This window comes from Priestia koreensis, assembly GCF_001274935.1.
GTDB lineage: Bacteria > Bacillota > Bacilli > Bacillales > Bacillaceae_H > Bacillus_AG > Bacillus_AG koreensis.
The window spans coordinates 645,903-658,041 of record NZ_LILC01000013.1 but is presented as its reverse complement, the minus strand read 5'-3'; the positions used below and the strand labels follow the sequence as shown (position 1 = coordinate 658,041).

General features: G+C 40.8%; 10 protein-coding genes. All 10 read left to right on the top strand.

The window, feature by feature from the left end:
• Positions 1-36: 36 nt before the first annotated feature.
• The 10 genes from AMD01_RS12470 (at position 37) to hslU (ending at position 12,120) form a co-directional block, all read left to right on the top strand.
• A complete protein-coding gene (locus AMD01_RS12470; RefSeq protein ID WP_053401721.1) occupies positions 37-1,980 on the top strand; it encodes a hypothetical protein in 1,944 nt (647 codons plus the stop codon).
• Positions 1,977-2,273 (top strand): EscU/YscU/HrcU family type III secretion system export apparatus switch protein, encoded by a 297-nt coding sequence (locus AMD01_RS12465; protein WP_053401720.1) that lies wholly within the window; start codon positions 1,977-1,979, stop codon positions 2,271-2,273. Before AMD01_RS12470 ends, AMD01_RS12465 begins: the two co-directional genes overlap by 4 nt.
• A 215-nt stretch (positions 2,274-2,488) precedes the next feature.
• Positions 2,489-3,649, top strand: a complete 1,161-nt coding sequence (sucC, locus tag AMD01_RS12460; RefSeq protein ID WP_053401719.1) for an ADP-forming succinate--CoA ligase subunit beta — start codon at positions 2,489-2,491, stop codon at positions 3,647-3,649.
• 17 nt (positions 3,650-3,666) lie between these two features.
• Positions 3,667-4,569: a succinate--CoA ligase subunit alpha gene (gene sucD / locus AMD01_RS12455; protein WP_053401718.1), complete on the top strand. Its 903-nt coding sequence runs from the start codon at positions 3,667-3,669 to the stop codon at positions 4,567-4,569.
• A gap of 66 nt (positions 4,570-4,635) precedes the next feature.
• Positions 4,636-5,511, top strand: a complete 876-nt coding sequence (gene dprA / locus AMD01_RS12450) for a DNA-processing protein DprA (RefSeq protein WP_053401717.1) — start codon at positions 4,636-4,638, stop codon at positions 5,509-5,511.
• A gap of 153 nt (positions 5,512-5,664) precedes the next feature.
• Positions 5,665-7,740, top strand: a complete 2,076-nt coding sequence (topA, locus tag AMD01_RS12445; RefSeq protein WP_053401716.1) for a type I DNA topoisomerase — start codon at positions 5,665-5,667, stop codon at positions 7,738-7,740.
• Between the two features lie 134 nt (positions 7,741-7,874).
• A complete protein-coding gene (gene trmFO, locus AMD01_RS12440; protein WP_053401715.1) occupies positions 7,875-9,179 on the top strand; it encodes an FADH(2)-oxidizing methylenetetrahydrofolate--tRNA-(uracil(54)-C(5))-methyltransferase TrmFO in 1,305 nt (434 codons plus the stop codon).
• Between the two features lie 66 nt (positions 9,180-9,245).
• The gene (xerC, locus tag AMD01_RS12435; RefSeq protein WP_053401714.1) at positions 9,246-10,148 is read left to right on the top strand and encodes a tyrosine recombinase XerC; all 903 of its coding nucleotides are present in this window, start codon (positions 9,246-9,248) and stop codon (positions 10,146-10,148) included.
• Positions 10,149-10,163: 15 nt separating this feature from the next.
• Entirely contained in the window at positions 10,164-10,706 is a 543-nt protein-coding gene (gene hslV, locus AMD01_RS12430; protein ID WP_053401713.1) for an ATP-dependent protease subunit HslV, read from the top strand.
• A gap of 16 nt (positions 10,707-10,722) precedes the next feature.
• Positions 10,723-12,120 carry an ATP-dependent protease ATPase subunit HslU gene (hslU, locus tag AMD01_RS12425; protein WP_053401712.1) on the top strand — a complete coding sequence of 466 codons (1,398 nt, stop codon included), beginning with the start codon at positions 10,723-10,725 and terminating at the stop codon, positions 12,118-12,120.
• Positions 12,121-12,139 lie beyond the last annotated feature (19 nt).

The following is a 12,139-nucleotide window of genomic DNA, read 5'->3' as shown; positions in this document are numbered from 1 at the left end:
CCTTCATCCTATTTTTTAAAAAAGAGGTGATACGCTATGCAAATATCTGCTTTTCAACAATTGATGAAACAAATAGCGCCTTCAGCCAAAAATTTACCCTTTCATTCTGGGGATTTAGTAAAAGGAACGATTCAAAAATTGTTTCCCAATCAACTCGCTCTTGTGAATATCCATAATGTGACGGTGCTTGCAAAACTAGAAGCCCCGTTAGAAGCGTTTCAGAGCTATTGGTTTGAAGTGCAACCTAAGAACGGGGACAAACCCTACTTGAAACTTTTACAGCCTCAAACAGCCTCTCAAGGCTCACAGGACCTATTTACTCTGACCGGAATGTCTTCTTCTAAGACAAATCGGGCACTGGTGGACTTTTTTCTTGAACAAAAGCTTCCCATACCGAAAAACATTGGAGACGTTTCTGCATGGATAAAAGGAGACGCTCCTACCCCATTAGACAAACAAGTGCTTCAGCTCATTGCGCAGCGCGAGCTTCCTTTTACAAAAACGGTATTTACCTCTCTTGCAGCCGCCTTAAAAGATACCTCCATTTCAGCAGAAGCGAATCAGCTCTCAGCTCTCCTTGCTGAGGGTCCTGACGTGAAAGGAGAGCCTATCCAGCAACTGGCGAGGTTATTAACGACAATAGCTGGAAATGAAAAGGTTTTCTCCTCTGTTGAAGGGTCTCAGTCTTTAAAGGAGCTTAGTCAGCTTATGTTAACTGATATTAAGCAAAGTCGAGTAGCTCCTACATCAATCCTAGCTGATTGGCTATCAAGAGGGAACGCAGAGAGCTTGAAAAGACCGTGGACAGAGATTCTAGCGGCTTTGGAATCAGAAAGCGACCGCTCTATTTTAGAAAATCAATTAAAAACCTTAGATGAAAAAGGTCAAAATCAGGTTTTTAGGGACGTGTTATCCTCCAATAAGCCAGAATTCATAAAAGGACTCACAGAGCTGTTTCTGAATGATGTGAGTAAAAAAAGTGTTCTCTCTGCATCCATGATTTTAGATTGGGCTGAAAGTTTGCAAGGCGAGGAAGGGAAAGCGCTTCTACTTCGTTTTTTAAACGACTCTCATGCAACAGGTGATCTAGAAAAACTACATCAGCTTCAAACGTTTGTGGATCGTAAGGGAAGTTTGATTTCCGCTGATAAGCCTTTGATGGATAATAAAAATCGTACGGCTGATCTCTCGCAAGGCGCAGACACATTGAAGCCGAAAGTTATGCAACTGCTTACTGATTTACTTTCTAGACAGCAAGTGACTGCTAAAGAAATAATGGAGGTCCTAATTGGAGCAAATAAAATGAGCACTCCAAATACTGTATCTTCTCAGGATCAATCAGATGCACAAGACATTGTGAAAAATCTAAAAGCAATCATTCAGTCTCTCGGTATGAGTCATGAGCACGACGTCAAGAATGCTCTCAATATGTCTAGCTCTCCTCACCAGGTCGAGGAACTGCAAACGTTAAAGGCTCTATTAATGAAAAGCGAAGCGCTGATCCCACCTCAAGGGAAAGAAGTAGCGGAAACGCTGCTACAAAAAATTACGGGATTTCAACTCCTATCTCAAGATAACGGTCCTGTAACGTCTTTGTATATGCAACTTCCTCTTCCGCTCGGTGAAACAACAAAAGATGTAACGATTCAATGGAGCGGAAAAAAAACAAAGAACGACCAAATTGACCCGGCGTATTGTCATATTCTCTTTTATCTCCGCCTGGATCATTTAGAGGATACGATTGTCGATGTGCGGGTGCAAAATCGCGTTGTAACGATTGGAGTTATCAACGATCATCCCGCCACAGGAGCTCTCATTGGTGTAAAAAAACCAGAGCTTCAAGAGGCGCTAGCACAGCTAAATTATCGGTTGACAGAGGTAAAAACGGTCCCTAGTCACGGGAGCGCTAAAAAGCAAGGAACGCTGTTTCCGAGCGCTTCATCATCACAAAGCTATACGGGGGTGGATTTTCGAATATGAACGAACGTGATGCGAAAAAACGAAAAAACGCCGTCGCTCTTTCCTATGATACGAACGCGGACGAAGCTCCAAAAGTAGTTGCGACAGGAAAAGGGTTTGTGGCGGAGAAGATTATTGCAGAAGCGGAGAAAAATCACATTCCGATTCAACACGATGCCTCTTTAGTGGAGCTATTAGGACAGTTGAATATTAACGAGAAAATTCCGCAAGAATTATACGGCGTGGTCGCCGAAATTTTTGCTTTTATTTACCGAATCGACCAAGGCGTAACACCACCTAAAAAGGATAAATAGTTTCCTAATCTAATAAATACGGCGACTTTTGGAATAAAAAGGATAAATTATTTTTTCGAAAAAATATGACAAAAAACCCGATATATCGGGTTTTTTTGATAAAAAAATGAGGAATATTCAAATTTTTTTGTAGAATAGTAGACAACAGCATCATTACTCTTATAAAATGAAAGCGCAGTCTATTTTATTTCTTACATACGTTAGGAGGATGGGGAATGAATATTCATGAGTACCAAGGAAAAGAAATCCTCAGAAAATACGGGGTAGCAGTCCCAAATGGTCGAGTAGCATTCACAGTTGAAGAAGCGGTAGAAGCTGCGAAAGAATTGGGATCAAATATTACAGTAGTAAAGGCACAAATCCATGCAGGTGGTCGTGGTAAAGCGGGCGGCGTTAAAGTTGCCAAAAACCTTGATGAAGTGAAAGCGTACGCAGGGGAAATTTTAGGTAAGACGCTTGTAACACATCAAACAGGTCCAGAGGGGAAAGAAGTAAAACGTTTACTAATCGAAGAGGGCTGTGATATTAAAAAAGAATATTACGTAGGCCTTGTATTAGATCGTGCGTCTTCCAAAGTCGTGTTCATGGCTTCTGAAGAAGGCGGAACAGAAATTGAAGAAGTAGCAGAAAAAACGCCTGAAAAAATCTTCAAGGAATATGTTGATCCAGCTATTGGATTACAAGGCTTCCAAGCTAGAAGATTAGCATTTAATATTAACATTCCAAAAGAGCTTGTTGGTCAAGCGGTAAAATTCATGATGGGTCTTTATCAAGTGTTCACTGAAAAAGACTGCTCAATCGCTGAAATTAACCCACTTGTAACAACAGGTGACGGTAAAGTAATGGCACTTGATGCGAAGTTAAACTTCGATTCAAATGCGCTTTATCGCCATAAAGATATTCTAGAATATCGTGATCTTGAGGAAGAAGATGCAAAAGAAATCGAAGCATCTAAATACGACTTAAGCTATATTTCATTAGATGGAAACATTGGCTGTATGGTAAACGGTGCAGGGCTTGCAATGGCTACAATGGACATTATCAAGCATTACGGCGGAGATCCGGCTAACTTCCTTGACGTTGGGGGCGGTGCGACAGCTGAAAAGGTAACAGAAGCATTTAAAATCATATTATCCGACCAAAATGTAAAAGGTATTTTTGTTAACATTTTCGGTGGAATTATGAAATGTGATGTAATCGCTTCAGGTGTTGTAGAAGCAACAAAACAAGTTGGCTTAAATTTACCACTTGTCGTTCGTCTTGAAGGTACAAACGTCGACCTTGGTAAAAAGATTTTACAAGAGTCAGGCCTTAACATTACGGCAGCAGAATCTATGGCAGACGGTGCTGAAAAAATCGTTTCACTAGTGAAATAGAAAGGCAGGGGATAGGAATGAGCGTATTTATTAATAAAAACACAAAAGTCCTTGTACAAGGTATTACAGGTGGAGTAGGCCTTTTCCATACGAAGCAAATGCTTGAGTATGGCACACAAATCGTAGGTGGCGTAACGCCAGGTAAGGGCGGCACTGAAGTTGAAGGGGTTCCTGTATTCAATACGTTAGCAGAAGCAAAAGAAACAACAGGTGCAAACGCTTCAGTTGTTTACGTTCCGCCAGCATTTGCTGCAGATGCAATCATTGAGGCAGTAGATGCAGATCTAGACTTAGTTATTTGTATTACAGAAGGTATTCCAGTGTTAGACATGGTGAAAGTAAAGCGCTATATGGAAGGCAAACGTACTCGCTTAGTAGGACCTAACTGCCCAGGCGTTATTACACCAGAAGAATGTAAAATTGGAATCATGCCTGGTTACATTCACAAAAAAGGTCATGTAGGGGTTGTGTCTCGTTCAGGAACGCTTACATACGAAGCTGTTCATCAATTATCAGAAGCAGGGATCGGTCAATCAACAGCGGTTGGTATTGGTGGAGACCCTGTCAACGGTACAAACTTCATCGATGTATTAAAAGCATTTAATGAAGATGAAGACACGTATGCCGTTATTATGATCGGAGAAATCGGTGGAACGGCTGAAGAAGAAGCAGCTGAGTGGATCAAAGCAAACATGACAAAACCGGTTGTTGGCTTCATCGGTGGCCAAACAGCACCTCCAGGAAAACGTATGGGCCATGCGGGTGCCATCATTTCTGGCGGTAAAGGAACAGCTGCTGAAAAAATTAAAACAATGAACGCATGTGGGATCCAGGTAGCAGAAACACCATCTGTTATGGGTGAAACACTAATCTCTGTTTTAAAAGAAAAAGGTCTATACGAGTCTTGTAAAACGCATTAATAGAAGTAAGAGATGCCTCTGCTCTTGGAGGCATCTTTTCCATATCAATAATTAGGAGGTTTAGCAATGGATGAATACAAACAAAAACTCATTCATTTAACGCACTGTGAGCACGTAGGGCATAAGTCAATCGAACGTATGCTAAAGGTAGATCCTTCTCTTTCTTACCTCTATTCCTTTTCCTCAGCGGAATTGCAACAAATCTTTCAGCTCCCTTCCCAAAAAATAGAACGAATTAAAAATGATTTGCAAACCATTCCTATACAAGATATCCTAGAGAAATACAAAAAACAGGGCATCTCTTGTATAAGTCTGAACGAAAGAGATTATCCTATGTTATTAAAAAACATCTACGATCCGCCGTGGCTCTTATATGCATATGGACACTCAAAATTATTGCATCACGCTAAAATGCTTGGTGTAGTGGGGACACGTCAGCCAACAGAATATGGATACAAAGCTCTGCAGGCCATCTTAGAGCCACTTGTAAAGAAAAAATGGCTCGTAGTCAGCGGCCTGGCCACCGGAATTGATACGGCTGCTCACAGGCTTGCTATTGAGTGCGGAGGTCAGACAGTTGCAGTTTTAGGATCGGGCTTTTATAATATGTATCCTAAGCAGAACCAGGAATTGGCTTCTTACATCGGGAAGCATCACTTACTCCTTTCTGAATATCCACCGCCTCAAAAGCCCCATCCATGGCAATTCCCGTTTCGAAACCGAATCATTAGTGGATTGACGAGAGGGACGATTGTAGTAGAGGCAAAAACGAGAAGCGGTTCTTTTATTACCGCCGATCAGGCCCTTCATCAAGGTCGAGAGGTTTTTGCGGTGCCAGGATCCATTTTAAGTGAGCATTCAAAAGGTACACACTCACTCATTCAGCAGGGAGCGAAGCTCATTACATCTGCTGAGGATGTTGAAGTAGAGTTTTCTATGTAACCATAGGAACACTCATACTTCATACATGCAGGCGGATAAAATTAGAAAATTAGGATAACATTACAAAAAATATTAATTCTTGTTTGACAAAGTGTATATGAATATTTAATAATAATGAAGATTTTATTTTACCTCTTGAGGAGGAACAGTGGAATGTCTGACTACCTAGTTATTGTGGAATCGCCAGCAAAGGCTAAAACCATCGAAAAATACTTAGGAAAAAAATATAAAGTAAAAGCATCAATGGGACATGTTCGAGATTTACCAAGAAGTCAAATGGGTATTGACATCGAACACGAATTTGAGCCCAAATATATTACGATTCGAGGAAAAGGGCCTGTTTTGAAAGATTTAAAAACAGCGGCTAAAAAAGCGAAAAAAGTCTATCTCGCAGCCGATCCGGATCGCGAAGGAGAAGCAATCGCATGGCATTTGGCACACAGCCTTAATATAGATGTCCACTCAGATTGTCGAGTTGTATTTAACGAGATTACAAAGGATGCCATTAAAGAATCTTTTAAGTATCCCCGCCCAATTAACATGGACTTAGTAGATGCACAACAAGCGCGACGGATTCTAGATCGTCTTGTAGGTTATAACATTAGTCCATTATTATGGAAGAAAGTAAAAAAAGGGTTAAGTGCAGGTCGTGTACAATCAGTTGCAGTTCGGCTTATTATCGAGCGTGAAAAAGAAATCAACCGATTTAATCCCGAAGAATACTGGACGGTAAACGCAACGTTCCAAAAAGGCAATGACCAATTTGAAGGTAGCCTGATGGAATACAACGGCAAAAAGCTTGATCTGAAAAGCGAAGAAAATGTAAAAGAAGTACTAGCGCATATTGATGGAAATGAATTTGCCATTACAAAGGTAACGAAAAAAGAGCGCAAACGTAATCCAGCTACACCTTTTACCACGTCTTCTCTTCAACAAGAAGCGGCACGTAAGTTGAATTTCCGTGCAAAGAAAACAATGATGATCGCACAGCAATTATATGAAGGAATTGATTTAGGGAAAGAAGGCACCGTCGGTTTAATTACATATATGCGAACAGATTCAACTCGTATTTCAGATTTGGCGAAGGAAGAAGCGTTTGGATATATTAATGATTCGTATGGTGAGGAATACACGCTGAAAGAAAAGCGCAAAGAAAAGAAAAATGCGAAAGCACAAGATGCGCATGAAGCGATTCGTCCGACATCCGTTCTTCGTAAGCCAGCTGATGTAAAATCCGTATTATCTCGTGATCAGCACCGTTTGTACAAACTCATTTGGGAGCGTTTCGTAGCAAGCCAAATGGCGCCTGCTGTAATGGACACAATGGCGGTTGATTTGGTGAACTCAGGTGTGATGTTCAGAGCAAATGGATCTAAAGTGAAGTTTCCTGGGTTTATGAAGGTATACGTTGAAGGTAACGACGACCAAGTAGAAGAAAAGGAAAATATGCTTCCAGCGCTAGTAGAGGGAGAAAACGCTTTCTCTAAAGACGTAGATTCCAAGCAACATTTCACGCAGCCACCACCACGGTACACGGAGGCACGACTTGTTAAAACTCTTGAAGAGCTCGGTATTGGCCGACCTTCTACGTTTGCACCGACGCTCGATACCATCCAAAAACGCGGCTATGTTTCCTTAGATAACAAGCGATTTGTTCCAACAGAGCTTGGTGAAATCGTTTTAGAATTAATGGTGGAGTTTTTCCCTGAGATTATAAATGTGGAATTTACAGCCAATATGGAAACAAGTCTTGATGAAGTAGAAGACGGTAAAATACAATGGGTAAAGATCATTGATGATTTCTATAGTGATTTCGAACCGCGACTTGATAAGGCGGAAAAAGAAATGAAGGAAGTCGAAATCAAAGATGAGCCTGCTGGTGAAGATTGTGAACTGTGCGGCTCACCAATGGTATTTAAAATGGGCCGATATGGCAAATTTATGGCTTGCTCTAATTTTCCAGAGTGTCGTAACACAAAGCCGATCGTCAAACAAATCGGAGTGAAGTGTCCGAAATGTGAGAAGGGCAATATCGTGGAACGAAAATCAAAGAAAAAGCGCACGTTTTACGGATGTGATCAATTTCCAGAATGTGACTTCCTGTCGTGGGATAAACCAATTGCGCGTAAATGTCCAAAATGTGATAATCTCTTAGTAGAGAAAAAACAGAAAAAAGGAACACAGGTTAGCTGTATCAACTGTGATTACAAAGAAGAAACACAAGAATAAGTCGTTTGAGTGCTCATACAAATTGAGGTTGTGAGATGACATCGCCTGATGGGAATAGATGGTTAACCTATTCCGCGGGCGATGTTTGTCTGTTTGTATCCATATCAAACCAAGAAGCAGATGGAGGAAAAATAATGACTGAAAAATTTATTAATGTAATTGGAGCAGGTCTTGCTGGTAGTGAAGCAGCATGGCAAATTGCGAAACGAGGAATTAAGGTTCATCTATACGAAATGCGTCCTGTTAGACAAACAGCTGCGCATCACACAGATAAGTTTGCGGAGCTAGTTTGCAGTAACTCACTTCGAGGCAACTCGTTAACAAACGCGGTTGGTGTATTAAAAGAAGAAATGCGTCGATTGGATTCTGTTATTATTCGTTCTGCAGATGAATGTGCGGTACCGGCAGGAGGAGCACTTGCGGTTGACCGCCATGAGTTTGCGGCTCTTGTAACGGAAAGTGTTAAAAATCATCCAAACGTAACGGTATTTACAGAAGAAATTACGGAAATTCCAGAAGGACCAACAGTGATCGCAACAGGTCCCCTAACATCAAAAGATCTTTCTGAGCAACTTCGTGTTCTTACTGGCGAAGAATATCTGTATTTCTATGATGCGGCAGCGCCAATCATTGAAAAAGAAAGCATTGATATGGACAAAGTATACTTAAAGTCTCGTTATGACAAAGGAGAAGCAGCCTACCTAAACTGTCCAATGACAGAAGAGGAATTCGATCGCTTTTACGAAGCGCTTACGACAGCTGAAACGGTTCCCCTTAAAGAGTTTGAAAAAGAAATTTACTTTGAAGGCTGCATGCCGATTGAAGTAATGGGGCAGCGCGGGAAGAAAACAATGTTATTTGGCCCGATGAAACCAGTAGGATTAGAAGATCCAAAAACAAATAAGCGACCATATGCAGTTGTGCAACTTCGTCAAGATGATGCTGCAGGAACGCTTTATAATCTTGTTGGTTTCCAAACACATTTAAAATGGGGAGCACAAAAAGAGGTTCTTCGTTTAATCCCAGGCCTTGAGAACGTAGAAATTGTGCGTTACGGCGTTATGCACCGCAATACGTTCATTAATTCACCTAACTTATTAAAACCAACGTATCAGTACCGTGAACGTGAAGATCTATTCTTTGCAGGTCAAATGACAGGCGTTGAAGGGTATGTGGAATCTGCTGCAAGTGGATTAGTAGCAGGAATGAATGCGGCGAAGCAACTTCTTGGGGAGGATCTTGTTGAATTCCCGCAGGAAACAGCAATCGGTAGCATGGCGTATTACATTACCCATACAAACGCAAAAAACTTCCAGCCAATGAATGCCAACTTTGGGATTTTTAAAGAGCTTGAAGTGCGTATTAAGAACAAACAAGAACGGTATGAGGCCTACGCTAACCGAGCATTAGAAACTATTCAGAATTTTATAAAAAAATAAGATTAATTTGTTTGCAAGGGCTACTAAATTGTGATAATATTTAGTAGCCCTTGTGAGGTGATAAGAGTGCAAAATGTTAAAAGTTTTTTAAATTCCTTTCTGGAATATTTACAAATTGAAAAAAACTATTCAAAATATACAATTGTTTCTTACACAAAAGATATTGAGTTTTTTCTAGCGTTTATGGAAGCAGAAGGTATTGAAACATTAAAACAAGTTACATATGCTGATACTCGATTGTTTTTAACGAAACTTCATAAGGAGCAATATTCAAAGCGATCCATTGCTCGAAAAATTTCGAGTTTACGCAGCTTTTACAGATACTTACACCGAGAGCAACTGGTAGAACAAAATCCGTTTGCTCTAGTTTCTTTGCCTAAAAAAGAACAAAAAACACCTCGGTTTCTGTATGAAGAAGAACTACAACAAGTATTTGAAGTGTCTGATTTAACGACACCGCTTGGGCAACGAAATCAAGCCATATTAGAATTGATGTATGCAACCGGTATTCGCGTTAGTGAATGTTCAAATATTCAGCTTCAAGATTTAGAACTTTCTTTTCAGACCGTACTCATTAATGGAAAAGCCAAAAAGCAGCGCTACGTCCCGTTTGGAAAATACGCGCTGCACGCTTTAGAAGCTTATTTGGGCGACGGTCGTCTCACTTTACTTCAAAAAGGTAAAGCTGATACCAAAACACTATTTCTAAATGCAAGGGGAGGACCCCTTACGAATCGCGGCATTCGCTTAATCATCAACAAAGTGATGGAGCAGACCGCTGATCATATTCGTATTAGTCCGCACGTTTTACGTCATACTTTTGCGACGCACATGTTAAATCATGGAGCAGATTTGCGTACGATTCAAGAGCTATTAGGTCACGAAAACCTATCTACAACGCAAATCTATACCCACGTTTCAAAAGAACGATTAAAAAGTGTTTATATGGATGCACATCCCCGGGCATAAAAAGGAGGAGTTATTATGTCAACCTTTCATGCAACAACGATTTTTGCGGTTCAACATAAAGGGAACTGCGCAATGGCTGGTGACGGACAGGTAACGTTCGGTAATGCTGTTGTGATGAAACATACAGCCCGAAAAGTTAGACGACTTTATCAAGGAAAAGTGTTGGCAGGTTTTGCAGGTTCCGTAGCGGACGCATTTACGCTATTTGAAATGTTTGAAGGAAAGCTCGAGGAATACAACGGCAACCTTCAACGTGCAGCGGTAGAACTGGCAAAACAGTGGAGAAGTGATAAAGTTCTTCGGAAATTAGAAGCCATGCTCATTGTAATGAATAAAGACGTTATTCTGTTAATTTCCGGAACGGGTGAAGTCATTGAGCCTGATGACGGTATTTTAGCAATTGGTTCAGGTGGGAACTATGCCCTTTCTGCTGGTCGTGCTCTTAAGCATCATGCAGGAGATCATTTAACAGCACGTGAGATTGCAAAAGCAGCTCTAGACATTGCAAGTGATATTTGTGTTTATACAAATGGAAATATTATCGTAGAAGAGTTGTAGGAAAGGAGAGTTCATAATGAATACTCATTTAACCCCTCGTCAAATTGTTGAAAAGTTGGATCAGTATATTGTCGGTCAAACAAAAGCTAAAAAAGCAGTTGCTGTTGCTCTTCGTAATCGCTATCGTAGAGGCTTATTAGGTGAGCAGCTGCGTGATGAAGTGGTGCCTAAAAACATTCTAATGATTGGCCCAACAGGTGTCGGAAAAACGGAAATTGCGAGAAGACTTGCTAAGCTTGTCGGTGCACCATTTATTAAAGTAGAAGCAACTAAATTTACTGAGGTGGGCTACGTAGGGCGCGATGTCGAATCAATGGTTCGTGATTTAATGGAAACGTCCATCCGTCTTGTAAAAGAAGAGAAAATGGAAGCAGTACAAGAAAAAGCGAAAGAACAAGCAAACAAGCGATTAGTAGAATTACTTGTTCCATCGTTGAAAAAGCAACAGTCTTTTAAAAACCCATTCGAAATGCTCTTCCCTGGCAACAACCCTTCTGAAAGCTCTGAATCGGAGTCAGAAGATGATACAATTCGAACAAAGCGCAAGCAAATTGCCCATCAGCTCGCATTAGGAGAGTTAGAAGATCACTATGTAATGGTTGATGTACAAGAGCAACAGCCGCAAATGTTTGATATGTTGCAAGGAACGGGTATGGAACAGATGGGCATGAATCTTCAAGACGCATTAGGTGGTTTAATGCCGAAGAAGACGAAAAAACGTAAATTGACTGTAAAAGAAGCGCGAAAAGTTTTAACGAGCGAAGAAGCGCAGAAATTAATTGATATGGACGAAGTAACACAAGAGGCCATTCAGCGCGCTGAGCAGTATGGCATCATTTTTATCGATGAAATTGATAAAATTGCAAGCAAAGGTAATGGTAACGGATCAGCGGAAGTTTCACGCGAAGGTGTACAACGCGATATTTTACCAATTGTTGAAGGGTCAACGGTAGTAACAAAGTACGGATCGGTGAAAACAGATCATGTATTATTTGTTGCAGCAGGGGCATTTCACGTCTCAAAACCGTCAGATCTAATTCCTGAATTGCAAGGTCGTTTCCCAATCCGTGTCGAGCTAACAAAGTTGACGGTTGATGACTTTGTTCGCATCCTTGTTGAACCAGATAATGCCCTTTTAAAGCAGTACCAGGCCTTATTAGAAACAGAAGGTATACAAATTGAATTTTCTGACGATGCTATACGTAAGATTGCAGAAGTGGCGTTTCATGTAAACCAAGATACGGATAATATTGGCGCACGCCGTCTGCACACAATTATGGAGCGTCTGTTAGAAGATCTATCGTTTGAAGCGCCGGACGTTACGATGGAAAAAATCACAATTACTCCTCAGTATGTAGAAGAAAAGCTAGGAGAAGTTGCACGTAATAAAGATTTAAGTCAATTTATTTTGTAACATATTTAGAGAGAGATCT

Bases quoted from the DNA above. Each gene is read 5' to 3' on its own strand.
- AMD01_RS12470 (WP_053401721.1), top strand. From the start codon at position 37: ATGCAAATATCTGCTTTTCAACAATTGATGAAACAAATAGCGCCTTCA.
- AMD01_RS12465 (WP_053401720.1), top strand. From the start codon at position 1,977: ATGAACGAACGTGATGCGAAAAAACGAAAAAACGCCGTCGCTCTTTCC.
- sucC (WP_053401719.1), top strand. From the start codon at position 2,489: ATGAATATTCATGAGTACCAAGGAAAAGAAATCCTCAGAAAATACGGG.
- sucD (WP_053401718.1), top strand. From the start codon at position 3,667: ATGAGCGTATTTATTAATAAAAACACAAAAGTCCTTGTACAAGGTATT.
- dprA (WP_053401717.1), top strand. From the start codon at position 4,636: ATGGATGAATACAAACAAAAACTCATTCATTTAACGCACTGTGAGCAC.
- topA (WP_053401716.1), top strand. From the start codon at position 5,665: ATGTCTGACTACCTAGTTATTGTGGAATCGCCAGCAAAGGCTAAAACC.
- trmFO (WP_053401715.1), top strand. From the start codon at position 7,875: ATGACTGAAAAATTTATTAATGTAATTGGAGCAGGTCTTGCTGGTAGT.
- hslV (WP_053401713.1), top strand. From the start codon at position 10,164: ATGTCAACCTTTCATGCAACAACGATTTTTGCGGTTCAACATAAAGGG.
- hslU (WP_053401712.1), top strand. From the start codon at position 10,723: ATGAATACTCATTTAACCCCTCGTCAAATTGTTGAAAAGTTGGATCAG.